This is a genomic window from Nodosilinea sp. FACHB-131, from assembly GCF_014695395.1.
In the GTDB taxonomy this organism is placed as follows: domain Bacteria; phylum Cyanobacteriota; class Cyanobacteriia; order Phormidesmidales; family Phormidesmidaceae; genus Nodosilinea.
This window is the reverse complement of the sequence record NZ_JACJOF010000006.1, coordinates 1-24567: the sequence shown is the minus strand read 5'-3', so window position 1 is coordinate 24567 and position 24567 is coordinate 1. Positions and strand designations below refer to the sequence as shown.

At 55.2% G+C, this 24567-nt stretch carries 25 protein-coding genes; 13 read left to right on the top strand and 12 right to left on the bottom strand.

Features of this window, described 5'->3' with window-relative positions:
• From H6F75_RS03045 to H6F75_RS03035, 3 genes are all read left to right on the top strand, one after another.
• A partial coding sequence (locus tag H6F75_RS03045; protein ID WP_190749126.1) for a hypothetical protein occupies positions 1-117 on the top strand: 117 nt, incomplete at its 5' end.
• 94 nt (positions 118-211) lie between these two features.
• Positions 212-2413 carry a photosystem I core protein PsaB gene (gene psaB / locus H6F75_RS03040; protein ID WP_190749124.1) on the top strand — a complete coding sequence of 734 codons (2202 nt, stop codon included), beginning with the start codon at positions 212-214 and terminating at the stop codon, positions 2411-2413.
• 142 nt (positions 2414-2555) lie between these two features.
• Positions 2556-4049, top strand: a complete 1494-nt coding sequence (locus tag H6F75_RS03035; RefSeq protein ID WP_190749122.1) for a DnaJ domain-containing protein — start codon at positions 2556-2558, stop codon at positions 4047-4049.
• Positions 4050-4202: 153 nt separating this feature from the next.
• On the opposite strand, the gene H6F75_RS03030 is transcribed toward H6F75_RS03035, so the two are convergent.
• From H6F75_RS03030 to H6F75_RS03020, 3 genes are all read right to left on the bottom strand, one after another.
• A complete protein-coding gene (locus tag H6F75_RS03030) occupies positions 4203-4400 on the bottom strand; it encodes an electron transporter (RefSeq protein ID WP_190749120.1) in 198 nt (65 codons plus the stop codon).
• Between the two features lie 51 nt (positions 4401-4451).
• Positions 4452-4625: a ssl1498 family light-harvesting-like protein gene (locus tag H6F75_RS03025; RefSeq protein ID WP_190749119.1), complete on the bottom strand. Its 174-nt coding sequence runs from the start codon at positions 4623-4625 to the stop codon at positions 4452-4454.
• Between the two features lie 409 nt (positions 4626-5034).
• Positions 5035-6174, bottom strand: a complete 1140-nt coding sequence (locus H6F75_RS03020; RefSeq protein ID WP_190749116.1) for an aminotransferase class V-fold PLP-dependent enzyme — start codon at positions 6172-6174, stop codon at positions 5035-5037.
• A 221-nt stretch (positions 6175-6395) separates the two neighbouring features.
• Here H6F75_RS03020 and H6F75_RS03015 point away from each other — a divergent pair, with 221 nt between their 5' ends.
• Positions 6396-7208, top strand: coding sequence for an A24 family peptidase (locus H6F75_RS03015; protein ID WP_190749114.1), 813 nt, complete (start codon positions 6396-6398; stop codon positions 7206-7208).
• A gap of 10 nt (positions 7209-7218) precedes the next feature.
• On the opposite strand, the gene H6F75_RS03010 is transcribed toward H6F75_RS03015, so the two are convergent.
• Entirely contained in the window at positions 7219-7515 is a 297-nt protein-coding gene (locus H6F75_RS03010; protein WP_190749112.1) for a putative quinol monooxygenase, read from the bottom strand.
• Between the two features lie 198 nt (positions 7516-7713).
• Between H6F75_RS03010 and H6F75_RS03005 the strand changes: the two genes are divergently transcribed.
• Positions 7714-8157 carry a hypothetical protein gene (locus H6F75_RS03005; protein WP_190749110.1) on the top strand — a complete coding sequence of 148 codons (444 nt, stop codon included), beginning with the start codon at positions 7714-7716 and terminating at the stop codon, positions 8155-8157.
• Positions 8158-8205: 48 nt separating this feature from the next.
• Here the strand turns inward: H6F75_RS03005 and glp are convergent, their stop codons facing one another.
• From glp to H6F75_RS02985, 4 genes are all read right to left on the bottom strand, one after another.
• A complete protein-coding gene (gene glp, locus H6F75_RS03000; protein ID WP_190749108.1) occupies positions 8206-9441 on the bottom strand; it encodes a gephyrin-like molybdotransferase Glp in 1236 nt (411 codons plus the stop codon).
• Positions 9442-9657: 216 nt separating this feature from the next.
• Complete coding sequence (locus tag H6F75_RS02995) at positions 9658-9876, bottom strand: hypothetical protein (RefSeq protein ID WP_190749107.1); 219 nt, start codon at positions 9874-9876, stop codon at positions 9658-9660.
• Between the two features lie 239 nt (positions 9877-10115).
• Positions 10116-10934: a tetratricopeptide repeat protein gene (locus tag H6F75_RS02990; RefSeq protein WP_190749105.1), complete on the bottom strand. Its 819-nt coding sequence runs from the start codon at positions 10932-10934 to the stop codon at positions 10116-10118.
• Positions 10935-10942: 8 nt separating this feature from the next.
• Positions 10943-11776, bottom strand: a complete 834-nt coding sequence (locus H6F75_RS02985) for an RMD1 family protein (protein ID WP_190749103.1) — start codon at positions 11774-11776, stop codon at positions 10943-10945.
• 270 nt (positions 11777-12046) lie between these two features.
• On the opposite strand from H6F75_RS02985, the gene H6F75_RS02980 reads away from it, so the two are divergent.
• Together H6F75_RS02980 and H6F75_RS02975 are read left to right on the top strand one after the other, a co-directional pair.
• On the top strand, positions 12047-12622 hold the full coding sequence (locus tag H6F75_RS02980; RefSeq protein WP_190749101.1) for a cyclic nucleotide-binding domain-containing protein: 576 nt from the start codon (positions 12047-12049) through the stop codon (positions 12620-12622).
• Between the two features lie 375 nt (positions 12623-12997).
• Positions 12998-13453, top strand: a complete 456-nt coding sequence (locus H6F75_RS02975) for an FHA domain-containing protein (protein WP_073606707.1) — start codon at positions 12998-13000, stop codon at positions 13451-13453.
• A gap of 33 nt (positions 13454-13486) precedes the next feature.
• On the opposite strand, the gene H6F75_RS02970 is transcribed toward H6F75_RS02975, so the two are convergent.
• Positions 13487-13804 carry a hypothetical protein gene (locus tag H6F75_RS02970; protein ID WP_199289961.1) on the bottom strand — a complete coding sequence of 106 codons (318 nt, stop codon included), beginning with the start codon at positions 13802-13804 and terminating at the stop codon, positions 13487-13489.
• Positions 13805-14005: 201 nt separating this feature from the next.
• On the opposite strand from H6F75_RS02970, the gene tmk reads away from it, so the two are divergent.
• The 3 genes from tmk (at position 14006) to H6F75_RS02955 (ending at position 17548) form a co-directional block, all read left to right on the top strand.
• Positions 14006-14689, top strand: a complete 684-nt coding sequence (gene tmk / locus H6F75_RS02965) for a dTMP kinase (protein ID WP_190749099.1) — start codon at positions 14006-14008, stop codon at positions 14687-14689.
• A complete protein-coding gene (locus H6F75_RS02960; protein ID WP_347710601.1) occupies positions 14662-15618 on the top strand; it encodes a DNA polymerase III subunit delta' in 957 nt (318 codons plus the stop codon). The genes tmk and H6F75_RS02960 overlap by 28 nt, the downstream gene beginning before the upstream one ends.
• A 277-nt stretch (positions 15619-15895) precedes the next feature.
• A complete protein-coding gene (locus H6F75_RS02955; protein ID WP_190749097.1) occupies positions 15896-17548 on the top strand; it encodes a histidine kinase N-terminal 7TM domain-containing protein in 1653 nt (550 codons plus the stop codon).
• A gap of 77 nt (positions 17549-17625) precedes the next feature.
• Here H6F75_RS02955 and H6F75_RS02950 read toward each other — a convergent pair whose 3' ends face one another.
• The gene (locus H6F75_RS02950; RefSeq protein WP_190749095.1) at positions 17626-18204 is read right to left on the bottom strand and encodes a CAP domain-containing protein; all 579 of its coding nucleotides are present in this window, start codon (positions 18202-18204) and stop codon (positions 17626-17628) included.
• 185 nt (positions 18205-18389) lie between these two features.
• Positions 18390-19391, bottom strand: coding sequence for a hypothetical protein (locus tag H6F75_RS02945; protein ID WP_190749128.1), 1002 nt, complete (start codon positions 19389-19391; stop codon positions 18390-18392).
• A gap of 337 nt (positions 19392-19728) precedes the next feature.
• On the opposite strand from H6F75_RS02945, the gene H6F75_RS02940 reads away from it, so the two are divergent.
• Positions 19729-20361, top strand: a complete 633-nt coding sequence (locus H6F75_RS02940; protein ID WP_190749093.1) for an SH3 domain-containing protein — start codon at positions 19729-19731, stop codon at positions 20359-20361.
• 141 nt (positions 20362-20502) lie between these two features.
• Here H6F75_RS02940 and H6F75_RS02935 read toward each other — a convergent pair whose 3' ends face one another.
• Positions 20503-20991 (bottom strand): DUF4168 domain-containing protein, encoded by a 489-nt coding sequence (locus tag H6F75_RS02935; RefSeq protein WP_190749091.1) that lies wholly within the window; start codon positions 20989-20991, stop codon positions 20503-20505.
• Positions 20992-21329: 338 nt separating this feature from the next.
• Between H6F75_RS02935 and H6F75_RS02930 the strand changes: the two genes are divergently transcribed.
• Together H6F75_RS02930 and pcrA are read left to right on the top strand one after the other, a co-directional pair.
• The gene (locus tag H6F75_RS02930; RefSeq protein WP_190749089.1) at positions 21330-21998 is read left to right on the top strand and encodes an AIM24 family protein; all 669 of its coding nucleotides are present in this window, start codon (positions 21330-21332) and stop codon (positions 21996-21998) included.
• 71 nt (positions 21999-22069) lie between these two features.
• Positions 22070-24424, top strand: coding sequence for a DNA helicase PcrA (gene pcrA / locus H6F75_RS02925; protein ID WP_190749087.1), 2355 nt, complete (start codon positions 22070-22072; stop codon positions 24422-24424).
• Positions 24425-24567 lie beyond the last annotated feature (143 nt).

Below are 24567 nucleotides of genomic sequence, written 5' to 3'. Positions count from 1 at the left end.
CAGCCTCGGGCTCTGAGCATCACTCAGGGTCGGGCTGTGGGTGTGGCCCACTACCTACTGGGGGGAATTGCCACTACGTGGGCCTTCTTCCTGGCTCGAATAATCGCGGTGGGCTAGGTTTCTCGTCATGGAATCTCCTAGGGGCGCAAAGCCTGCGCCCCTACATACCGCACTCATGACTCAAATGTCGTACTAGAATCCGTTTTGATTCATGGCAACTAAATTCCCAAAATTTAGCCAGGACCTGGCCCAAGATCCGACCACGCGTCGGCTCTGGTACGGGATTGCCACGGCCCACGACTTTGAAAGCCACGACGGCATGACGGAGGAGAATCTTTACCAAAAGATCTTCGCCTCCCACTTTGGCCACCTGGCAATCATTTTCTTGTGGACTTCGGGCAACCTGTTCCACGTCGCCTGGCAAGGCAACTTTGAACAGTGGATCAAAGATCCGCTCAACATTAAACCCATCGCTCACGCGATTTGGGATCCTCACTTTGGCCAACCTGCGGTAGATGCTTTCTCCCAGGCCGGGTCTTCAACTCCGGTGAATATCGCGTTTTCTGGGGTGTACCACTGGTGGTACACCATCGGTATGCGCACCAACACCGATCTGTATACTGGCGCTGTCTTCCTGCTGATTTTGTCGGCGGTCTTTTTGTTCGCAGGTTGGCTGCACCTACAGCCCAAGTTTCGCCCCAGCTTGTCCTGGTTCAAAAACGCCGAGTCTCGCCTAAACCACCACCTAGCCGGTCTGTTTGGTGTCAGTTCGCTGGCCTGGACTGGTCACCTGGTACACGTGGCTATCCCCGAATCTCGCGGTGTCCACGTTGGTTGGGAAAACTTCCTCTCGATGAAGCCCCACCCCGAAGGCTTGATGCCTTTCTTTACCGGCAACTGGGGGGTCTATGCTCAGAACCCCGACACCTCTAGCCATATCTTTGGTACGGCGACCGGGTCTGGTTCTGCAATTCTGACCTTCCTGGGCGGCTTCCATCCTCAAACAGAGTCTCTCTGGCTGACGGATATGGCCCACCACCACTTGGCGATCGCGGTGATCTTCATCATCGCCGGTCACATGTACCGCACCAACTTCGGTATCGGCCACAGCATCAAGGAAATCTTGAATGCTCACAAGCCACCCTCGGGCGCTTTGGGTGAAGGTCACAAGGGTCTCTACGACACCTACAACAACTCGCTGCACTTTCAGCTAGCGTTTCACCTAGCTTCCCTCGGTGTGATCACCTCCCTGGTGGCGCAGCACATGTATGCGCTGCCCCCCTACGCCTTCATGGCTCAGGAGTACACTACTCAGGCGGCTCTGTATACCCACCACCAGTACATCGCTGGATTCATCATGGTGGGGGCCTTTGCCCACGGTGCGATCTTCTTGGTGCGCGACTACGACCCCAAAGCCAACCAGAACAACGTGCTATACCGCGTGCTGGAGCACAAGGAAGCGATCATCTCGCACCTGAGCTGGGTGTCGCTGTTCCTGGGCTTCCACACCTTGGGTCTGTACGTGCACAACGACGTGGTGGTGGCTTTTGGCACCCCCGAAAAGCAGATTCTGGTTGAGCCTGTGTTTGCTCAGTGGGTGCAAGCCTGCTCTGGTAAGCTGCTCTACGGTTTTGACACACTGCTGTCGAACCCTGACAGCGTGACTCAAACCGCCAATGCCGTTTACCTGCCTGGCTGGTTTGATGCCATCAACAGCAACAAAAACTCGCTGTTTCTGACCATTGGCCCTGGCGACTTCCTGGTTCACCATGCGATCGCCCTGGGTCTGCACACCACCACCCTGATCTTGGTCAAGGGTGCGCTGGATGCCCGCGGTTCGAAGCTGATGCCCGACAAGAAAGACTTTGGCTACAGCTTCCCCTGCGACGGCCCCGGCCGTGGCGGCACCTGCGACATCTCCGCGTGGGATTCGTTCTACCTGGCGATGTTCTGGATGCTCAACACCCTTGGTTGGGTGACTTTCTACTGGCACTGGAAGCATCTCAGCATCTGGAGCGGCAACGTCGCCCAGTTCAATGAGTCCTCTAACTACCTGATGGGCTGGCTGCGCGACTACCTGTGGCTCAACAGCTCTCAGCTCATCAACGGCTACAACCCCTACGGCATGAATAACCTAGCGGTTTGGGCCTGGATGTTCCTCTTTGGGCACCTGGTCTGGGCCACCGGCTTCATGTTCTTGATCTCCTGGCGGGGCTACTGGCAGGAGCTGATCGAAACCCTGGTTTGGGCCCACGAGCGCACTCCCCTGGCGAACCTGGTTCGTTGGAAGGACAAGCCCGTTGCCATGTCCATCATTCAGGGTCGGGTTGTGGGTCTAGCTCACTTCACGGTAGGTTACATTCTGACCTACGCGGCTTTCCTGATAGCTTCGACGTCAAGCCGCTTTGGCTAAGTTGAGCTAGTTAGGTAAAGTAAAGAGCCCCGGTGCACTGCATCGGGGCTCTTTGTTTGTGAAAGTTTCTCTGTCTGTAGGGAATTCTGAGAGCGGCATATCTTCCGCTGCTTCAGTCTAAAAGGGCTGTTCTCATCCCGACATGTCAGAGTTTGACACCTACTACCAGTTATTTGATCTTAAACCGGGTGCCTCAAAGCAGGAAGTGAAGCAGGCTTATAAGCGGCTTGTAAAGCAGTGGCACCCAGATAGGTTCGCTAATGATCCTATCAATGCCAAAATTGCTGAAGAGAAAATCAAAGTTATCAATGTCGCTTACGAAGTCCTACAAACTCATCAAGTAGGCTCAACCAGACAAGCTAGCTATACACAGACCAGCACGACGGTAAGAACTCAAAAGGTAACTCCGCAAGAGTCTTTTGATAAAGCTAAGTTCTTTGCGAAGAGAGGGCAGTATACAGAAGCTGCTGAAGCTTTGGGTAAGGCAGTGAAACTCGATGTCAAATTTGCCGCGGCTTACTACTTTAGAAGCTTAATCTTTTCAGAAATCGGTTTCGACCATAGAAGTGCAAGTGACCTAAGACGAGCCAGAGAGCTTGGCTTTGATGTCGTTAACCTTGATCCTGAAGTTGCTCAGATATTCGGCTTAAAATCTTCTCCTGTAAGGACTAGCACCTATGTCAGCAGAGAAAAGCATAAGGCCGAACAAAAACCAACTGAAGTTAGGAAACCTAGCTATTCAGCTACGATTCATCTTGAGTTTGTCTTCGCAGGAACCTCAGGACCAATTTGTGCAGTAGCTATTAGCCCAAACCACAGGTTCCTCGCTTTGGGAAGGGATGACGGCGATATTGACCTTTGGAACTATAAATCGGGGAAGCAATTTTTCTCTTTGAAAGGTCATAAAGCAGAGATAACAAATTTAATCTTCAGCGACGACAATCAGCTTCTTTTCAGTAGCAGCCTTGATGGGACTGTAAATCTCTGGAGCCTTAGTAATGGCTCTTTGGCTAAAGCGATGCTGATTTGCGATCGCGGAGTCACAGCCTTTGACCTTTGTTATTCACGCAAATTTATTATCACTGCCGATGCTGCTGGATTTATTCAAACATGGGATTTTCAGCGAAATACAAAGATCAAACAAATAGTTCGCAAAAAGGCAATAACTTCTTCAGTATTTCTAAACTCAACAGGAGATGGGGCCATTTTTGGTGCTGAAGATGGTACTGTCAATCTTTGCTACGTGTCTAGAGACGGTAGCGTCATGAATCTGAGGGGACATGATGAGTCCGTTACAGCCTTGGCCTTCTCACCTGGAAAGCAAATTTTCGCTTCCGGCAGTCTATCTGGTGAAATCTGCCTCTGGAAGTATCCCAGCCGGCAGCCAAAGATCATTTTTGAATCGTTCCACCAATCAGTTAATGCTTTGGGCTTTTGCTACAACGGAAAAGTTTTGTGCGGCATCGATAAAAAGGGTCGGTTCATTATTTGGGATGTTGAGTCAGGGGCCGTATTACACAAAACAATGGCTTATGCAGCAGGCAACTCAAAGCTAATTTCCTTGTCCGATGAGTCGATTCTTGGTACCCATTCCGACGGCACGGTTAAAATATGGAAAATACAGTTGAGCTTGTAGGTTCATAAATGCCAACGGTTGAGCTAAACACTTGACGATCGCATCCAAAGCAAAATCTATCTTTAAACTCGTTCAATTCACGGGTAACAAAAACCCCTAGCCATGGCTAGGGGTTTTACATATCAGCGACTTTATAAATTAAATCAATATTACCTAGGCTAGAAAACCGAGCCGTTGGCCGTTGGCTTTGGCCTTACGAATTAGCGCCTGACGCTCTTTGCTATTGATGCCAAAGCGGTTGCAGAAGTTGGTAATAGTTTTGGAGTGAAGGGCGATCGCCTGACCCCGCAGCTTGTTGAATTTTGGGGTTCCCATGATATTGCGAACTAGCAGAACCATCGGTGCAAACATAGCGCTCTTTCTCCAAAGACTCTTAAAAACTTCTCGTGAAACTAAGCGAAATTAGCTGACTGCCAGAGTGACCAACACTAGACCAGTCACGAAGAGAGTGGCGATCGCGGCTTGCAGCGCGTAGCCCTTTTGCTGCTCAGGCGAGGGGTAGGACGCGAAATATACTTCAGGCTCTACTGCGTAGTTGTTGAGAATGCCGTTGTCGAGTTGGGTGGTGGTGAACATTGCGAGGCCCTCCTGGGGTGCTGAATGTTTCTTTATGTAAACTAATGTAACAGCTATGTGACAATATTGCAACAATTTATTGCTTTAACTTTGCTTATGCGTTAATTACTACCGTCTCTAGCGAGCCGCAAGCGACTTCGCTGGCTTGGCACTGCCACCACCAAGCCAGCTATTGCGTTTGCTAGACGAGAGTTTTTAGGCCTAAGCGATCAGCGATCGCCTAGACCTAAAAATCCAAAACCGTTGATGCTGCCTATGAGGTAGGGATAGTCTGCCTATGCTCCAGTGCAAGCGCGAGAGGCCACCTGTGAGCAGCACAGGCACAGACGTCCAAAGGATAAGGGCTGATAAGGATGTATTTGTCCTGTGGGTCAGTGAGGGATGGAGGAAGCGTTAAACAGAGTTTGAGTTAGCGGCTCAGAGCCTGGTCTAAATCTGCAATTAGATCGTCTACGTGCTCTAGACCAATGGAAAGGCGGAGCAGGTTAGGGGCGGTTTGGGTGCCTTGCTCAATTGAGGCGCGGTGTTCGATCGCGCTGTGGGGGCTGCCAAAGCTAGTGGCACGGGCAATCAAGTTAGTTTTGGCGGCGACATTCATTGCTGTGTCCTGATCGCCTTTCACTAAAAATGAGAGCAGGCCACCATAGCCCTGCATTTGTTTCTGCGCAATATCATGTCCGGGATGCTCGGGCAATCCAGGATAAAGTACTTGCTCAATGGCGGGATGTTGAGATAGCCAGGTCGCGATCGCCTGCGCGGCCTGCGTCTGGGCACGAACTCTCAGGGGCAAGGTTTGCAGACCGCGCAGCGTCAGCCAGCAGTCGAAGGGAGACGGCACCACACCACCGATAGTCTGCACCAGCCGCAATTGATCGAATAGTGAATTGGGCTCACGGGTGACCACCGCGCCGCCAATCACATCCCCGTGGCCCGCCAGGTACTTGGTAGTGGCGTGAATGACAAAGTCGGCCCCCAGGGTGAGCGGAGTTTGCAGCACGGGGGAGGCCGTGGTGTTGTCGCAGGCCAGGTAGGCGTTGGCTTGGTGGGCTAGGTCGGCAACCGCTTGAATGTCGGTAACGGCCAGCTGTGGATTGGACGGGGTTTCGATCAGCACCAGGCGGGTGTTGGGGCGCAGGGCTTCAGCTACGGCCGCCAAATCTGTCGCATCCACCAAGGTATAGCTCAATCCCCAGGGGGCAAAAATGTTGCTCAACATTTGCTGCACGCCATAGTAGACGCTCCGAGGGGCAATTACGTGATCGCCCGGGCCAAGAGCTTGCAGCAGGCTAAAGGTGGCGGCCGACCCGGAGGCAAAAGTGGCGGTTTCTGACCCTTTCTCCAGGGTAGTTAGAGCCGCTTCGAGGGCATCGCGGTTGGGGTTGCCGCTGCGGCCGTAAATATAGCCTTTGGGATAGCTGCCATCGCCATCCCGCTCAAAGGTGGTGGAGAGATGAATCGGTGGCGTCAGGGCTCCCGTGCTGGGGTCAATGCCTCGGCCGCTATGAATGGACTGGGTTTCTGGGGAAAAAGACGTGGCGTCGGGAGACATAGAATTAGAGAAGATGGGTTGCCCTTGATTTTAGGGGTGTTGGCCAAGCCTGGCCATGGACCGATCGCCCAAACAGATAGTTCATCCCCTGCGTCCTGGGCATTCTGAACCTAGCAGTTCGTCAATTGATTGGGAACAACCACAAAATCAACGGGACTCCCCTTTGCGACTGCTCTAGCCCTAAATTACTACTGTCCTTTTGTCCGCTCTACTGCCCCACTATGGATGCCCTGATCACCTCTGCCCTTGTGTTTCTGTTTGGTGCCGCCGTGGGCAGCTTTCTCAACGTGGTGATCTACCGGGTACCGGCGGGACTATCGCTGCTGCACCCGCCGTCTCGCTGCCCCAAGTGTCAAACCCAGCTCAAACCCTACGACAATGTGCCGGTGCTGGGCTGGCTCTGGCTCAAGGGGCGCTGTCGCTACTGCCGCACGTCCATTTCTCCTCGCTACCCGCTGATTGAGGCGTTTACAGGGGCGCTGTTTTTAGCAACGTTTTGGCTGTCTGGCCCCACCTGGCTGACGGTGGGCTATTGGCTATTGCTGAGTTGGCTAGTGGCGCTGGCGTTTATTGATGTTGATACTCTGACGCTGCCCAATTCCCTCACCCAGTCAGGGTTATTGATCGGCCTGGGGGTGAAATTTTTGCTGCCGCTGCTTCAGAGTGAACCTGGGCCTAGCCCCATGCAAAGTTTGCTAGGCGGAATACTGGGGGCGGTCTTAGGCATTTGGATTTTTGACTTGATTACCCTCTTTGCCTCAGCAGCTTTAGGCCAAACAGCGATGGGGGGAGGCGATGCTAAATTGGCGGCGATGCTAGGGGCATGGCTGGGCTGGCAAGGCGTGTTGCTCAGCGGCTTTTTGGCCTGCGTAGTAGGGGCGGCGGTGGGGGGAGGCGCGATCGCCCTCAAACTGATCAGCCGCCGGCAACCAATGCCCTTTGGCCCGTTTTTAGCGATCGGTGCCGTGCTCACAGTGTTCTGGGGTGAGGCATTGATTGGGGCTTACCGAGCGCTGTTTTTCCCCACCCTTTGAGTCCTCTCCCCTACATCACCAGGGTGTACCACTGGATGTCGGGGGGATGATCGACTAGTTCGGGAATCTCACGCATAAACTCTTCCATGTACCCTGACCGAAAATGGACCTGGAACGCAGCGTCGTCCTGCCATTCTCCCAAGGTGACTAACTCTCCGGGGTTAGCATTGCCCTGTAGCAGCTCAAACCGCAGACAACCTGGATTCTCGCGGGCTAGTTCAGTCACTTCGATCATCAGCGCCTTGAGGGCTTCGGCCTGCCCCGATCGCGCAATGACTTTGGTAATCGTGCGAATTTTGCGGGTCACGACGGGCCTCCTGCTGCCTGTGCTCAACTCCATAGCCTTGACCAAGGTGGCTGGGGTAACTCATGATCTGTAGGGCGATTCCGGAACGGATACTCGTTTCGAGTCGGTTCCCGTTTCTAGATGCCATAGGCTTTACGCTACGCGAATCGCTATATCGCCACCTGAACTTGAGCCCACAATACTTTCAGATCGCCCACTGTGAAACAACGCTTGCAATTTTTTAAGCATGTTCTGTCGGCTGTAGGAGCAGCGTTGCAATGGCGGCTGGGCAAGCTGATTGCTTTGGTTCTAGGGTTAACTCTGGCTTGGGCCGTTTACCCTACCAGCGCCCTGGCTACCACCTGGCAGGCAGTGGCCGAAACCAGCCAAGGTCAACAACAGCAGTTTGTCGATATCGATTCTATAGAGCCTGTGGGCTGGGGACACGTGCGGGTAGGCAGCTACTATGTCGATCGCCGCTCTGGACAGCCCCAGCGCACCGACTATTTGACTGAATATGACTGCGATCGCCGCCGCTTTCGCGATGTCGAGTTTAGTGGCCCCGTGGGCAGCAGTGGCTGGATGCCCGTTGACCCCGACCCTTTGAATTCTGCGGCAATGGAGTATGCCTGTGAGATTGTTGCTCAGAGCAAGCCAGACTAAGCAGTCTGCGAATGTCGTACCCTGTGCAAAGGTGAAGGGGTCGACCTGCTATGAACCCACCACCATGACTGAAACGGTTGCCCCAGCAGGGATCAGCTTCGTGCCCACCGGCACCACCGCCAGAGCGTTCGTTCCCGCCAGGTTGATCAAATTTCCAGAGTTGTGGCCGCCGCCTGCCAACGCAAACTCGTGGCCCTGGGCAGTAGTTTCAATCCTGCCCCACAGATAGGTTTCTCGCTGGCCACCAGCCTTGAGCGAGTCGCGAGTCGTAGCGGGCACAAACTTTGGCCCCCAATTGGTAGCCAGGCCCAATCGCTTCCGCAGCGCCGGGGCCACAAATCGCCAAAAGGTCACCAGGGCCGACACCGGGTTCCCCGGCAGGCCAAAGTACAGCGGCGCAGCCCCCCGCTCTGCTGGAAATGTCGCTACCGTCAGGGGTTTGCCGGGCTTTACCGCCACCGAACGAATATGCAGCGTCGCCCCCAATTCTGCCAAAATCTCATCAACATAGTCGTAGTCACCGACGGAGACACCGCCAGATGACACAATCACATCTGCCTGAGCCAGCGCCGATTGAATGGCGGCTCTCAGCGCCTGGGGCTGGTCGGGCACAATGCCTAGGGGCAGCGGAATTGCCCCCGCCTGCCGCACCAACGCCGCCAGCGCGTACTGGTTAGAGTCCACAATTTGCCCCGGCTGAAGCGGAGCGTCTGGCATCACCAACTCATCGCCTGTGGAGAGAATGGCTACCCGAGGCTGAGAAAATACGGGCACCTGAAGGCATTGAGCCGAGGCCAGCACCGCCAATTCTGGCCCGCCAATGGAAAGGCCTGGGGCCATAAGCGGGTCGCCCGCCTGGCAAAAGCTGCCCCGGTGGCGCACAAACTGCTGCGGCTCAGGGGTTTCTAGCACCAAAACATGGTCGCCCTGGCGCTGGGTCACCTCTTGAATCACGATGGTGTCAGCTCCATCGGGCAGCATGGAGCCAGTGAGAATGCGCGCGGCCTGACCTGAGCCAACGGGGAGCTGGGGCGATCGCCCCGCTGGAATTGTCTCCGTTAGCGTCAGCACCTTGGGCTGCTCAGCACTTGCTCCCTGCACATCCTCATAGCGCACGGCATAGCCATCCATCGCCGAGTTATCCCAGTGGGGAAAATCGAGCGGGCTGGGGATAGCTTTGGCTAGAACACGACCCAGACAGGCATCTAGGGAAACTTGCTCTACCTCGGTTGGGAGCGGCACTAGATCGAGAATTTTGGCTTCGGCCTCGGCGGCGGGGAGCATGGAGGTGGAGAGGGTGAGGGAGGTGGGGAGAATGGGGGGAGGCGTTTTGAATTTTTAGTTTTGAGTGTTGAGTTAAGTGCGCCTACCTATGGGGATGGAGGAGACGGTAGACGTTAGGAAATTTTTGGAAAAGAAGACACCAGCTTTAATCCAGCGACTGTAGCCATCGTAGGGTCGGCATTGCCCACCACTGGGGAAATTTCTTTAGAAGTCACTTTAGAAATCGGGGCGGGTGATGAGGCAGCTGAGGCCCAGGGCGACTGACCCAGCCAAGGTGGCGGCGGCTGAGGCATCGGTGCCCAAGAACACCAGCAGGCTGTAGAGCCCTAGCCCAATGCTAGCTACCAAACCCAGGGGAGTGGTGAGAAAGTCTAAGAACTCCAACAGCCCTTCGAGAAATCGCAAGAACTGAAGCCAGCGTGCCAGGAGAGACATAGGGTTTACCGATTAGGTAGCGTTGGCCAGAATGCTAAAAAATCAGCTTAGAGTGTTCCAGCTAAATACTTATCCAAAGTTTTCGGCAACAGGCCCAACAAGCCGAGGTTGCGACCCCAAAGGAGACGTTTATTTTAGATGGAATACTCTTAGGGAACTGTCTCTACAATAACTGTCGGGGCTTTAACCAAACGCTTTTGGCCTCATATTCTTAAAACTTTCCTAAGTAAAGGGTTTGGTCAGTAAAGGGCTTGCATCAGGCGTTTGCGGTAGGTGAGGGTGAGCGGGTCGCTGTCGCCCAGCAGTTTAAAGACGGTGAGCATGGCCTTGCGACCGGCATCACTGCGATAGCTGCGATCGCGCTCCACCACTCCCAAAAATCCCTCCAGGGCAGCGGCAAAATCGCCTTTGAGCGCCGCCTGGCCAGCGGTTCCATAGGCAATATCTAAATCAGAGCCTCCCAGGTTGGTTAGAGATTGGCGCAGGGTGAGCAGGCCTCGGATGCCGTCGGCTTGATCGGCGGTGACGCGATCGTTTGGGTCAATCAAATCCAAATACTGGCTAACCAGGGCATCATCCCCCTGCACTAGATATACCTGGGCGGCCTTGAGCAAAATCTGGCCGTTGTTGGGGTAGCGGGTCAGCAGCGTGGCCAGGGCTGAATAAATCTGTGTTTTGTCGCCGCTGGCTTGGGCAGCCTCAAACGCTGCCAGATCTTGCTCCAGAGAGGATTGCAGACCTAGACCGGCCAACAGTTCGCGCAACTGCGGCTCGGGCAGCACTCCCACAAACCCCTCCTGCACCTGCCCCTGGCTGACAATGCGCACGTCGGGCACCCCTTCAACCTTAAAGGCTTTGGCTAGCTCAGGGTTGGCATCAATGTCGACCTTGGCCAGGGTAAAGTCATACTCCTGAGCCAGCTTTTCGAGCATGGGTTTGAGTAGCTGGCAGGGGCCACACCAGGTAGCAAAAAAATCGACCAGCACCGGTTGTTCAAACGACGGTTGCAGCACCGCTTGCTCAAACTCGGTTTGATTCACGACAATAGACTGTCCCATCGGGTACCTCAGTGGGGGCGAACAAACAGGTCATAGAGCGACAGCAGCACTTCTACCACAATCAGCAGCACCACATACCACTCCAGTCTCAGGCCGGTCTGGTGCCGCTGGAGGTCGAGTACTGTTTCGGCGGTGCGGCTGACCAAGTCGAGCTTGCGCTCTAGGGCCGAGTGGCGATCGCGAATCTCATACTCGTCTTCTAGGCGATGGTATAAGGAGTCGAGCTCGGGATATTCCCACAGCAGCTCGGGCTTATCGATGATTTCGACTCGACCCACAATCTTGTGTTGAATCATCAGCGTTTGGCCAATTTGCTTAAGCAACTGATCGCCTTGAATGCTAGGGCGATGCTGGTGTTGCAGCTCCACAGCGTAGGGCTCAATACGGTCGAAGACAGCCGCCGCGCCGATCTCGTAGTAGGCCAGCACCACGCTCTTAGCCATCACATCAGCCACCAGATGCAGGCGCCGCTCATCAAGGGACGACAAAAAAATCAGTCCATCCTGCACTTTGCCGTTGCTGTTGGGAGCTAGGCGAATGGTGGCGGCTTCGGTTTCAGGGTGGTCGATGGGATTGGCAATGTGGGGCCTGAGGCTGGTAATAAAAGCCTGCTCTGCGGCGGCAGAAAGGCCAAACAGCACCACGGCACCGTAGCTAAACAGCACCCCCTGCCCGCCCTCGCCAACGGGCACCATCAGTGGCGAAGACGGCACCAGTGCTGGACCGCTAGGTCTGGCCAGGGCACCTAAATCAACACTTTGGCCCAAAAAATAGGCTCGTACAGTCACGTCGTTGGTGCGATCGGAGGCTGCCGTAGCCGTCTCTGATATAACAGTAGTCATGGGAAGTTAGGGTAGAAAACAGGCGATATTTGGCAGTCCGAGGGACAGGGTCTCACTCCTTCGGCTGGTGTTGAAAACTATTGCAGAACGCCGATACTAGAGAAATGTTCCTCACATCCCATCGTAGGTTATGTTAAAAACTGGCATGGGTTGACATCAGGTAGCGATACGGCAATGTCCTTGGCTAGCCTCTGTCTCTAAAGTGCAAGCCAATGGGTGCTGTTATCACCGCCATGGGCGGTTCGGGTATTGTGACGTAGGGCCGCAGCCATGAAGCGTGTGGTATTTATTCTTGGGGTTTTAGAGGACGAAGACGTTGACTGGCTGATTGATGCTGGTCAGCGTCGAGAACTGCAACCGGGAGAGGTGTTGATTCGTGAGGGTGCCGCCTGCGACGATATTTTCCTCATTCTAAACGGTAGCTTGGAGGTTTCGGTGGCAGCCATGGGCGACCAGTCCATTGCCCAACTGGCAACTGGCGAGGTGGTTGGTGAAATGTCGTTTGTTGACGGTCAACCGCCTTCTGCGACGGTAACGGCCCTCGAACCTGGCATTGTGCTGGCTATTTCCTGTAGTCAGCTGCGCCACAAGCTACAGCAGGATATGTGGTTTGCTTCGCGCTTTTATCGAGCTTTGGCCATTTTGCTCTCTAGTCGCCTGCGCAGCACTGTCAAGCATTTACAGGGCGAACACTGGCGTCCTGTGGCTAACCCCAACGATGCCGGGCTCGACGAAATGGGCGATATGCTCTCCATGGGCAACATCCGCTTTGACTGGATGCTCAAACGTCTGCGCAACGTTAACTCTAACCCCTGGGAAGAACTTGAGGTAGACTCAGCCGACTAGGGCTTTTCCCGACATCTGGTCTCTAGGAGTTTGCCGTTTAGCTCCGTTGGCTGGAGCGACGGGTTGAGCATTTTGATGGATGCGGCCCACATCCATCGTCTAAGAAAGATTCTGCTACCATTCAGGCAAGGCAACTAGGGGGTAATATAGAGCAACCGTTGGGCGCACCCCCATGGCTATGCCCCTCTTGGCTAAAGGTAAGCTGGCGTAAGTAAGCTTAGGTTTGGGCAATATTGGCGGTGGTTAAGACTGGCTCATAGGAGCGATCGCGGCGATGGGGTGGGTAACCGCGATATGCTCTACGTTTCCCTGGTGAATAAGGTCATCGTTCCACTCTCAACCGATTCTGAGCTCCGTTTTTGCTAGTGTCAGCGCATGCCACTCCACACCAAACTCAGTAATATTCTCATTGTTGAAGATAGTAAAGGCCGCCGAGAAATTGTCTTGGATGGGTCGGTATACTCCATTGGGCGAGATCCTAAGTGTGACATTCGCCTGTCGTCGCAATTTGTGTCGCGGCACCACGCCACCCTCGTCCAGCTACCGAAAGACGACGATACGTTTTACTACCGCATCGTTGACGGCAACCTAAAGGGCAAACCTAGCGCTAACGGCATGCTGATCAACGGTCGCAAGCTCCAGGCCCACGACCTCAAAAACGAAGATGAGATTGTGTTTGGTCCCCAAGCTCGCGCCATCTACTACCAGCTCAAGCGCGATAGCCAGTCGACTCTGCCCCCCGATGAGTTTGACATTACCCTCATCAGTCCGAACATGGTTGAAGAGGGCGACGAGGAGTCGGATAGTCTGGATGATGACACCGAGATCTAGCCCATCACCCTTGGGGGCTTGAATGCCTGAGACTTAGACCAAGGCAACAATAGCCTGGTTAATGGCGCTGAACACCTGCTCGCAATGATTATTGTGGCGGAGGGGCAGTTCTTGGTTGCTGACCACTAGATTCACCGAGGCTGCATCAGCAGCTACGGTAGGCGGACTGATCAGCACCTCAATGGTGGTGAGCTGAGCCAGGGAGACCTGTCCTGGCTGTTCTTTGGCCATCAGATAGTCGCTGGTTTCGTAGACCATATTGAGCCCGAAGGCTTGCAGCGAGCTAACAATTGCATCGCGCAGCCGAGCGGTGGTTGCCGAGATAGGAAGTGTGTTGGTATACCGGGCCATAGGCGTCCTCGCTGAGACCATCAAAACTACAAGTTAGCGCATGGTCGTGGCAGGCATGTTCTGACAAGCCCACGCTGAGCTGCACCCTTGACCTTAGTATGCACTAGTCCGGTTTGTATCTTAGTGTATACCATAGCTTGCTGGGGGGCTGGGCTGTGGCCCCCTTGTCTGTAAGCTTGAGAGGCGATACTGGGACAAACTATGCCGGGTAAGCTGCTGGTATTTGAAGGGGTAGAGGGCTGTGGCAAATCGACCCAGCTCAGGCTCCTACATAGCGCTTTAGGGAAAAGCGATCGCCTCCAGCAGCTTCAGCAGCAGGGTCTGATTCCCCAAATTCTCGCCACTCGCGAGCCGGGGGGCACGGAGTTGGGCTTGGGCCTGCGCCATCTGCTGCTGGGCGATCAGGGTGGGGCAGCGATGGCTAGTCGGGCTGAGCTGCTGCTCTACGCCGCCGATCGCGCTCAGCATGTTGAAGAGTTGATGAAGCCAGCTTTGGCCCAGGGCTGCTGGGTGCTGTGCGATCGCTACACCGACTCCACCGTGGCCTACCAGGGCTACGGGCGCGGCCTTGACCTAGGGCTGATTGACCAGCTCAACCAGGTGGCCACCGGGGGGCTGGTGCCCGACCTCACCCTGTGGCTCAAGCTCGATGCCGCTACTGGTCTGGCCCGCACTCGCCAGCGAGGGGCTGTCGATCGCATGGAGCAGGCCGATCTGGGGTTTCACCAGCGGGTGCAGGTGGGCTTTGAGGCCCTGGCGGCACGGCATCCAGAACGGATTGTGGCCATTGATGCGACGGGGACAGTCGATGCCGTCGCCGCCGAGATTTTTGCCGTTGTGGAAGGACATTTGCAGCAGTGGTACGCCCCCGGTTTGACGGTCTAGTGGGCCAAGACACCGCCGTTGCTCTGCTCTGTCGCGCAGTGGAGCAGCGGCGGGTGGCTCCCGCCTACCTGTTTGCTGGCCCTCACGGAATTGGGCGGCGGCTAGCGGCGGAGCACTTTGCCGAAATTTTGTTTGCCCCGCCCTCCGGGGCACCACCAGCCGCCCTGGGGCGACGCATTGCCCAGCGCAACCACCCCGACCTGTTGTGGGTCGAACCGACCTATTTACACCAGGGCAAGCTCATTGCGGCTTCCCAGGCGGCCGAGGAGGGGATCGCCCGCAAAAGCCCGCCTCAAACTCGCCTAGAGCAGGTGCGGCAGATCGCCCAATTCTTGAGCCGTCCGCCCCTGGAAGCCCCCCGCGCCGTAGTCGTGGTCGAGGCGGCTGAAACCATGGCTGAGGGGGCGGCCAACGGCCTGCTGAAAACCCTAGAAGAACCCGGTCAGGCAACGATTATTTTGCTAGCCCCTAGTCCACAATCGCTGTTGCCCACCCTGGTATCGCGCTGTCAGACGGTTCCCTTTCAGCGGCTAAACGCGACCGATATGGCAACGGTGCTCCACCGAGCACGGCAAGCTGAGGTGCTAGGGCAACCGCAAATTTTGGCGATGGCCCAGGGGAGCCCAGGCAGTGCGATCGCTGCCTATCAACAGCTTCAAACCATTCCTGCTGACCTGCTCAACGCTCTGCACCAGCCCCCTCGCAGTCTGCGCGAAGCTTTAGAACAGGGTCGCCAAGTCGCCAAAACCCTCGACACTGAATCGCAGCTCTGGTTGCTCGATTACCTGCTCAATTGGTACTGGCAAAGCTACCCAGCAGAAAGCCCCCAATGGCTACCAAAGCTTGAAGCCGCTAAGGGCTACCTGCGCCGCTTCGTGCAGCCCCGCTTGGTGTGGGAGGTGATGCTGATGGCTTTGGTGCAGTCTTAATCCGGCTCGATTGTTGGATATGCTTCAGCCTGAACAGACTTATTGATCATGCAACTGATACCACACGCCCAGGTTGCTTTTCTCCCAGGTCTGCCTGCGTTAACGATGCGATCGCCATCAATACAGAAATAAAGGCGGAATTAAAATGTGATACCCTTCGCTAAACCGGGTTGCAAGTCAGGATAGGTAAGAAGAAACCTGAGAACAGGGGAAAACTGAGAAGACGAAATTGACTGCACTGCATTAGGTTTTGCTCCCATGCCTCTGCTGTCAACCCATGGGGCTAATTAACTACTCCATGGACTTGCAAATTAATCCTAGTTTTGGTGTGCTCGCCCTCACGGCGGTGGTTAATGCGCTAGTTGCCAGCGTCGCTTGGCAGCGGCGTGGTTCAACGCTGGCACGCACTTATTTTTCTCTCATGATGGCCGCGGCAGCCTTTTATGCGGCGGTGGCCGCTATGGAAGCAGGGTCAGTGGCGATCGCTGACAAAATTTTTTGGTCCACGTTGGAATATGTCGGCAGCGGCGGAATTGCCGTCCTTTTCCTCCTATTTGCTAAAGCTTTCGCCTACGAGCGGTCACGCTTTAATGCTCGACAACTGGTGCGGCTCAGTCTTTGGCCCCTACTCAACGTTATTTTGGTGGCTACAAATGCCTGGCACCACTGGGTCTGGACGGCGGTTGTTCCAGGTTTGCCGCCCAGCAATAGTGCCGTTTATGAGCACGGCCCTGGCTATTTTTGGATCCTAAGCTGCATTTATCTGTATGGGCTGCGGAGCTTCCAGCTGTTGGCCCACTCTACCTTTAGCGGCGGACCTTTGCGACGGCGGCAGGCGCTGCTTCTTTTGCTAGGGTCATTATTTCCCTACCTCAGCGGCGTACTCTATTCCTTGCGGATTACCCCCGTTGGCCTAAACCTTACCCCGATGTCGTTTATGGCAACGGGGCTTTTTGCTTTTTGGGTGCTCTTTCGCATCGGTGTTTTTGATGCTGTGCCCCTTGCCCGCGAAATGTTGATTGAACAGTTGCAGGATGGCGTTATTGTTGTCGATTTGCAGCATCGAATTGTTGATATCAATCCCCAGGGGCGATCGCTAACGCGCCTAAAAGACAACTACCTGGGGCGATCGCTCCATGAGGCTTTGTCAAGTGTTCCAGAACTCTTAACAAACTATGACAGGGGTATAGAAACACCCTTTGGCCTCTGGCTAAATTCTCAACATTCGCACTATGTCACCATTCAAATTTCTTCCCTAGCCGATTACCAAGGCCGAATGCACGGGCGGTTACTCATTCTGCATGATATTACCAAGCGCTATCAGGCAGAAGTAGAACTGCGCCAAGCCAACGACCGCCTTCAAAATCAGCTAGAAGAGATTAAATTTCTACAAGCCAGCCTCAAAGATCAGGCCGAAAAAGATCAGTTGACTGGGCTATTTAACCGCCATTACCTCAACGATGTTTTACCTAAAACATTAGAAAAAGCAGAACAGGTAGGCTGCTCCGTGGTCTTCGTCATGTTTGATATCGACTACTTTAAACGCATCAACGATACCTTTGGGCACCGAGTTGGCGATTTGGTGCTTAAAGCTTTTAGCCAAATTATTCTGCAACAAATACGAACCGATGATATTTCTTTTCGGCTCGGTGGCGAAGAGTTTTTGGTAGTATTTCCTGACCTATCATTGGATGCAGGTCGTCAGAGGGCTGAAAGTATTTGTCAAGCGTTTTCAGCCTCTACAGTGCATTGGTTAGGGGCTGAAATAAAAACGACTGTGTCTGGTGGTATTGCCATTTTCCCCGAGCAAGGCATCAATGATGATGACTTGCTCCATGTTGCCGATCTAGCTCTATATCAAGCTAAAAGAACCGGGCGCAATCGAGTTGTCTGCGCCAACAGCCTACACTGCCAACAAATTGAGCAATAAAGGCTTGGAGCTACAGCGGATTGATTTTCAAATGGCTATGGCCCTTCTTTTCCGAGGGGGTAGCAAGATACTTAATCCTACAAGGGCCGCAAAAATAACTGGGTGAAATAATAGGTGCTGCCCCTTTGCCAGACGCCTACCCCCGTTTCAGTAAAGCCCGATCGCAGGATATTTTCTCGGTGCCCAGGGCTATCCATCCAGCCCTGAACGGCTAGAGGGGCTGGGTCGGGGGCATTGGTGCTGGTAAACAAATTTTCGCCCACCATGGCGTAGAGAATGTCTGCCTCTGATACTCGCTGGGCCGGGGCATCCCCCGTGGGGCTAACGTGGCCAAAAAAGTTTTCGGCCGCCATTCGCTGGCTGTACTGGCGCGCGACCTGGGCCAATCGCCCGTTGGGCTGTAGAGGATTGAGACCTTCCTGCTGTCGAATCTCATTGATGCGCTCATAGACCAGGGTTTCCATCTCGGCGGCAGCTGATGACTGTGCTCCTGCCGCGTCTGGCTCTGCGGGCGGCTCTCGCCCAATTCGAGTAATTGGAGGAATGCGTTCGACCAGTTGTTCTAGATCGGTCGGTTCGCAACCGACCAGCGCCAGGGCTACAGCGACAGAACCAATGGCTTGACGAATGTGGATAAAACGTTTGGCAAAAGGCATCGGGAACAGCTTCAAGCTAATCAGTCCTAGCTACACCCTAGCGCGGCGTGCTCGTGCTCTCGGGCATGGCTAGGGCTGGTTCAGGGCAAACGCATACTCGTACGACGGGATAACTGATGGATAGATTCGTCATTCCAAATGAGTCTCTAAATTGAGGTTCAATCGGACTTAAGCCGATGCCTGTCCTAATCCTCTTCTACCACCAGCCGCCAGCGAATGGTTTGGGAGGTGACGCTGTCGATTTCACCCAGGCGTACCTGGATAGTCTCGCTGGTGACGGGGCCGAGGGCGGTGAGCAGGGCGCGCAGGTTAGGGGTGCTTTCGCCGCTGTCGACAAACACCCGTTCTGCCAATTGGTTGAGGCGCTTCCAGACGGTGTAGAGTTTGACGGCGGTTTGTTCGATTTGGGCCGCCTGGGCCACCATGTCGGCGGCGGAGTTGAGGCAGCCTACCCGCAGGGCTTCTTCGAGGGCCAGCTCTAAATCGATGCCGCTGGCCTCAAGCAGCTGTACTTGATTGGCGGAGGCCAGGTACTTTGACAGGTAGCGAGCCTCGGCGGTGACCTGCTTGAGGGTGTCGAGGTCAGGGTTTAGCTCCACCTCGGTTTTGAGGGTGCTCTGGTGCACAGCGGGCAGCTTCTCCATCTCCTTCACTAAGGGCGCAATGTAGCGGGTAGGGATGGTGTTGTCGGCAGCCTTTTCCCGCAGGGTCTCGGGGATGAGATCTGATGTCATAGCGGCCCACTCGTTGGCCACCTGGCGCACTTCGCGGCGGGTAATGTGGTCGCCTTTGCGGGCGGAGTCGCTAACCAGCTGCTGCACTTCGGGAGCCGATTTAGCGGTTTCGACGAAGGCACGTTTGCTGAACTGGTTGACCTCTTTGGGGGTGAGCATGCCCGCGTCGAGCAGCTGGTCGGCGCTTTCAGCGAGTTCGATCAGGTTATAGGCATGGCTTTTGGTGATCTCGCGATCCTTGAGCCAGTTGAGAAAGCCGGTGCCGCGCCCGTCGCCGCCCTTCTTTTCGCGATCGCGTACTGTCCGCAAGATTCTGCCCCGCCAAATGTCGGTTTGCAGGTCGAAGCGATCGCACACCTGCCAGGCCGCCTCCATCTGCTGGTTAAACTCATAGTCCGAAATTTTCTCGTCGGTGGGGTCGGGGAGGGCAAAGGTCAGCTCCCCTGCCTGCATCGCTGACTCAATCACCTCAGAAGAATAGGGTATTGCCGCCGTCATACCGTTGTTACCACTTGCGCACAGGGTGTTCATTCTCCCACGTCTGTCTGCTTTACTGTGCGGTGATCAAAGACCTGTGGCCACGCCATGCAGCTCAGCCCATGTAGCCAACCGTCTGGATCATGGCTCTAGAAAGGATCCCCCAAATCGGTGAGGCGCAAAGCGGCCTAAAATCCCCTCGATAAGCTTCGTGAAAGCCGCTGCGAGGATTAATTTTGCGGATGGTAGGATAACCGGGTGAACCCTGAAATTCGACCTTAAAAAGCCATTTATAACGGGATCAGGAGTGTCCATGCCATCAAAAATGTTGCGGGAATCTGCTTTTGGGGCGATTCGCAAAGCGATCCCTGCGGGAATCGCGCTACTGTCTGCGGGGTCGCTGTCTGTAGCCCCGGCCCTCGCTCAGGAGACCCGGGCTCTAACCGAAAATCCAGCCCTAATTCGAGGCTGTCGTCAGCTCAACCGAGCCACCGAAGTTTTTGACAACTCTACTTTGGGGCCGATCGCAACTCGCATTGGCACGCTACAGGCGGGCACCCAGGTGAGCCTAACCGGGGCAACCTCCCCAGGGCGGGCGCAGGTTTTTTTGAGAAGCGGCACCCTGTCTTCGGCACAGCCCGTGGGTTGGATCAACGCCAGCGTTTTGACTGCCTGCGGTAGCACTCCGATTCCTGCTACCAAGGCCTGCTTTAGGGCCGATCGTGAAATGGTGGTTAGGTCTAGCCCCACAGCCGGCTCTAGCGCCGTTGCTGGCTACAACGTCGGCGACACCGTAATCGCCAGCGCTAACCCACCGACCCAGCAAACCTCCACAGACGGTCGCCGCTGGATGCAGGTGACTATCTATAACGGCAGCACTGGCTGGATTGCCCGTACTGGCACCAATGGCCTGGGCAATAACATAACGCCAATCACCTGTCCTTAAAAAACAGCCGTCAGCGCTTAGCGATTTGACATGTCAAAGCCCTCCTTCAACACGAATTGAAGGAGGGCTTTGACTTAAATCTAGGCTCTCAGTCTCTAAGACTTTGGCCTTAAACAATTGAGGCGCTGGATTACCTACTGACTACTCAGCCAGCCGCTCAACAATTACCTGTTGAAGAGCGGGATCTGCCTGGGCCTGAGCCATAATCTGCTCAAACTCTTCAATGCTCAGCGATTCAGCCTCAATGGCGGCCTGCATCTCGGTTCGAGCGCCCTCGCGCAGGGTAGCAACCTGTTCAGCCGCCGCCGCAAACTGCTCGGCCTGCTCTGGTGGAACTTCGGCGGCAGCTTCGGGAGTCTGCTGCGACTCGGCGATCGCATTGTAGTCATCCACGGTTAGCCCCTGGGCCTCTACAGCGGCAACCAGGTCAGCCTGCACCGCCTGCTGAATGGTTTGAATTGCCTGATAGGCGCTAACAAAACGGTCGATTTGGGTCTCAGATACCTCTGCTGGGGCAGCCTGAGCCGGTGCTGGCGCTGGTGCTTCTTGCTCCTGGGCTACGGCGGCGGCCGGAACACCTAGCAGCAGGGTGGCGGCCAGAAGACCTTTGAACAGTGTAGAAGGTTTCATGAGCGATGATCCTCGCAATATCGTCAGTCGCAAACCTCGCCGGGGAGATTTACGCCAGGCACTACTTTGGTGCCCATGGGTTGACACCCTAGGGGGCAATCATGACGGTGAGATGACAGCTCTGTGACGATAGTGTGACCCCCGCCGCTGCTAGCAGGGTGTGATTCTGTACCCCTGAAGCTATTGGAGAGAATACTGACCAGCGATTCAGTCATGGGGCGATCGCCCCATGACTGAATCGCTGACAAAGCTAAGATGGCTAGAGCCGATGGCTGCCGCTTCGTCGAGTTGAATTGCTGATTGCCCTCGTCTGTTTTGGCGTTGTTTCAGAGGTCCCTATGGCTAACTTCGAAATTATTGAGCGAGAAGGGACACGGTTAGTCAAAATCACCTTAAACGACGAAACCGTGCGCACCGAATCAGGGGCCCTGCACTACATGCGGGGGGCTATCGCTATGCAGACTCAAACCCCTTCAGCAGGCGGTTTTCTAAAGTCTTTAGCAACGGGAGAAAATATCTTTCGTCCCACCTACACCGGTACAGGAGAGCTATATTTAGCGCCATCGCTGTCTGGCTATCACACTTTAGAGCTGTCAGGTGAGGAGTGGATTTTGGATCGGGGAGCCTATTGGGCCAGCGAAGGCAGCGTCGAGATTGCCATTGAGCGCAATAAGTTGTTGAGCGGTATGGTGGGCGGCGAAGGGCTGTTTCAAACCAAGGTCAAGGGCCGTGGTCAGGTAGTGATGGTGGCCCAAGGCCCTGTGGAAACCGTAGAGCTGCGAGGGGAGCGTCTGGTGGTAGACGGTAGCTTTGCGATTGCCCGCACCGGTACTCTCAGCTACCGAGTCGAAAAAGCCACCAAATCTATGGTGAGTTCAATGACCTCCGGGGAGTTCCTCGTCAATGTTTTTGAAGGGCATGGTACGGTGCTGCTGGCCCCGATTCCCTATTGGCAAGTGCTGCTGCTGCGTCAGGTAGCGGCCTCAACGGCGAGAACCTCCAGCTAGGGTGGGGGGGTGAGGCCATCGATTCTCCTTGGCCAGTGTCATACTTAATAAGCAAAAACCCTCGGCTACTGATGACTGACTTTCTCGCCCTTCTCAACCCCGCCCAACGCCAGGCCGTCGAGCACTATTGTGGCCCGCTGCTAGTGGTGGCGGGGGCGGGTTCGGGCAAAACCCGGGCGCTGACCTACCGCATTGCCAACCTAGTCCTCACCCATAAAACCGATCCCGACAACATTCTGGCGGTGACCTTTACCAACAAGGCCGCTAAGGAAATGAAGGAGCGCATTGAGGTGCTGTTTGCCGAGCAGGATGCCCAGGCCCGCCACGGCAAAGCCCTGTCGTCTTTGCCGCAATATGAGCAGACCAAGCTGAGATCCCAGGTCTATAAGTCCGTTACCAAGCACCTGTGGATCGGCACGTTCCATGCCCTGTGCGCCCGCATTCTGCGGTTCGATATTGAAAAGTATCAGCACCCTGCCGGGTACCGCTGGACGAAGAATTTCTCCATTTTTGACGAATCAGATGCCCAGGGGTTGGTCAAAACCATCGTCACCCAAACCCTAAATCTGGATGACAAAAAGTTCAACCCCCGCTCCGTGCGCTTTGCCATCAGCAACGCCAAAAACCAAAAGCTCACCCCCGACGAACTCGAAAAAGAGCAACCCAACTACCGAGGCCGAGTAATCGCCGATGTCTACCGCTACTACCAAAAGGCGCTGGCGGAGAACAACGCCCTCGATTTCGACGACCTAATTCTCATGCCGGTTTTCCTGTTTCAGCAAAACGAGCAGGTGTTAGCCTACTGGCACAAGCGCTTTCGCCACATCTTGGTGGATGAATACCAGGACACCAACCGCACTCAGTACGAACTAATTCGTCTGCTGGCCACCAACGGTGAGTCGATCGCCAGCTACGAAAACTGGAATCATCGTTCGGTGTTTGTGGTGGGCGATGCCGACCAGTCAATTTACTCCTTTCGCGCTGCCGACTTCACCATTCTGATGAACTTTCAGGATGACTTTGGCGATGGCCTGCCCGATGACGACACCCGCAGCATGGTCAAGCTGGAGGAAAACTACCGTTCCACCTCCAACATTCTCGAAGTCGCCAACCACCTGATCGAAAACAATACCGAGCGCATCGATAAGGTGCTGCGGGCCACTCGGGGAGAGGGCGAGAGCATCTACGTCTACCGGGCTGAGGATGAAACCGCCGAAGCCGACTTTGTGATCAGCCAAATTCGCCATCTCGAAACCCAGCACCCGGAGCTGAACTGGGGCAATTTTGCCATCCTCTACCGCACCAACGCCCAGTCGCGCGCCTTTGAGGAAGTGCTGACCCGCTACAGTATTCCTTACCAAGTGGTGGGCGGGCTGCGGTTTTACGATCGCCGCGAGATCAAAGATGTGCTGGCGTATTTGCGGGCGATCGCTAACCCCTTCGACACCGTTAGCCTCAAGCGGGTAATCAACGTGCCCCGGCGCGGCGTTGGCAAGGGCACCATCGACAAGCTAGAACAAGCCACTCAGACCCTGGGCGGCATTCCCCTGTGGGAGATTCTCGCCGATGATACTTCGGTGAAGACCCTAGCGGGGCGATCGGCAAAAGGCGTACTGGAATTCGCTGATCTAATCAAAAAGTATCGCCAGGACATGGATGACCAAAAGGGATCTGAAATTATTCAGGGGGTGCTCGAAGACAGCGGCTATCTGGCCGCCCTGAAGGCTGAGGGCACCGACGAAGCCGACGATCGGTTTGGCAACGTGCAGGAGCTTTACAACGCCGCACTGCAATTTGAAGAAGAAAACGTAGACGACCCATCGTTGCTAGCCTTCTTGTCTAATGCCTCTCTCGCCTCCGACATGGACGACAACAAAGACGGCAAAAATGCCGTGTCGCTGATGACCCTGCACTCCTCAAAGGGGTTGGAGTTCCCCGTGGTGTTTCTCGTGGGCCTAGAGCAGGGCCTTTTCCCCAACCATCGCTCCCTCGAAGACCCCGCCGCTACCGAAGAAGAGCGTCGCCTCTGCTACGTGGGCATTACCCGCGCCAAGGAGCGCCTGTTCATCTCCCATGCCCGCGCCCGTCGTCTCTACGGCAGTCGCGAACCCGCTAGCCCTTCGCTGTTTTTAGGCGAACTGCCCCTCGATCTCGTCACTGGCAACAGCACCACGGGCCTGCCCCAAAAGTGGAGCACCCCCATCCGCGAAGCCCGCAATCGCAGCGAGGCCGCTGCCAAACCGGGGAGCGGAGCCCACGAGTCAGACTGGACTGTGGGGGATGTGGTGGTGCACAAAGCCTACGGGGCCGGAGAAGTAACCCACATATTTGGAGCAGGCAACAAGATTTGCCTGGCGATCAACTTTCCTGGCCAGGGCCGCAAAATTGTTGACCCCAAGATCTCGGCACTGCAGCGGGCTGAGTAAATAGCGCTCTCACTGCTGCTGAAAGCCCAATATAGCTATGGTCAAGGTGGTTAGGACATAGACTAAGTAGGGGAGTCTCACGGTGAGGAGTGCAATGGCCAAACCCTACAGCCTTGATTTGCGTCAGAAGGTCATCGACGCCA

Excerpts from the sequence above, each read along its gene's own strand:
- psaB (WP_190749124.1), top strand. The coding sequence starts at position 212 with ATGGCAACTAAATTCCCAAAATTTAGCCAGGACCTGGCCCAAGATCCG.
- H6F75_RS03035 (WP_190749122.1), top strand. The coding sequence starts at position 2,556 with ATGTCAGAGTTTGACACCTACTACCAGTTATTTGATCTTAAACCGGGT.
- H6F75_RS03030 (WP_190749120.1), bottom strand. The coding sequence starts at position 4,400 with ATGTTTGCACCGATGGTTCTGCTAGTTCGCAATATCATGGGAACCCCA.
- H6F75_RS03025 (WP_190749119.1), bottom strand. The coding sequence starts at position 4,625 with ATGTTCACCACCACCCAACTCGACAACGGCATTCTCAACAACTACGCA.
- H6F75_RS03020 (WP_190749116.1), bottom strand. The coding sequence starts at position 6,174 with ATGTCTCCCGACGCCACGTCTTTTTCCCCAGAAACCCAGTCCATTCAT.
- H6F75_RS03015 (WP_190749114.1), top strand. The coding sequence starts at position 6,396 with ATGGATGCCCTGATCACCTCTGCCCTTGTGTTTCTGTTTGGTGCCGCC.
- glp (WP_190749108.1), bottom strand. The coding sequence starts at position 9,441 with ATGCTCCCCGCCGCCGAGGCCGAAGCCAAAATTCTCGATCTAGTGCCG.
- H6F75_RS02995 (WP_190749107.1), bottom strand. The coding sequence starts at position 9,876 with ATGTCTCTCCTGGCACGCTGGCTTCAGTTCTTGCGATTTCTCGAAGGG.
- H6F75_RS02990 (WP_190749105.1), bottom strand. The coding sequence starts at position 10,934 with ATGGGACAGTCTATTGTCGTGAATCAAACCGAGTTTGAGCAAGCGGTG.
- H6F75_RS02985 (WP_190749103.1), bottom strand. The coding sequence starts at position 11,776 with ATGACTACTGTTATATCAGAGACGGCTACGGCAGCCTCCGATCGCACC.
- H6F75_RS02980 (WP_190749101.1), top strand. The coding sequence starts at position 12,047 with ATGAAGCGTGTGGTATTTATTCTTGGGGTTTTAGAGGACGAAGACGTT.
- H6F75_RS02975 (WP_073606707.1), top strand. The coding sequence starts at position 12,998 with ATGCCACTCCACACCAAACTCAGTAATATTCTCATTGTTGAAGATAGT.
- H6F75_RS02970 (WP_199289961.1), bottom strand. The coding sequence starts at position 13,804 with ATGGCCCGGTATACCAACACACTTCCTATCTCGGCAACCACCGCTCGG.
- tmk (WP_190749099.1), top strand. The coding sequence starts at position 14,006 with ATGCCGGGTAAGCTGCTGGTATTTGAAGGGGTAGAGGGCTGTGGCAAA.
- H6F75_RS02955 (WP_190749097.1), top strand. The coding sequence starts at position 15,896 with ATGGGGCTAATTAACTACTCCATGGACTTGCAAATTAATCCTAGTTTT.
- H6F75_RS02950 (WP_190749095.1), bottom strand. The coding sequence starts at position 18,204 with ATGCCTTTTGCCAAACGTTTTATCCACATTCGTCAAGCCATTGGTTCT.
- H6F75_RS02945 (WP_190749128.1), bottom strand. The coding sequence starts at position 19,391 with ATGCAGGCAGGGGAGCTGACCTTTGCCCTCCCCGACCCCACCGACGAG.
- H6F75_RS02940 (WP_190749093.1), top strand. The coding sequence starts at position 19,729 with ATGCCATCAAAAATGTTGCGGGAATCTGCTTTTGGGGCGATTCGCAAA.
- H6F75_RS02935 (WP_190749091.1), bottom strand. The coding sequence starts at position 20,991 with ATGAAACCTTCTACACTGTTCAAAGGTCTTCTGGCCGCCACCCTGCTG.
- H6F75_RS02930 (WP_190749089.1), top strand. The coding sequence starts at position 21,330 with ATGGCTAACTTCGAAATTATTGAGCGAGAAGGGACACGGTTAGTCAAA.
- pcrA (WP_190749087.1), top strand. The coding sequence starts at position 22,070 with ATGACTGACTTTCTCGCCCTTCTCAACCCCGCCCAACGCCAGGCCGTC.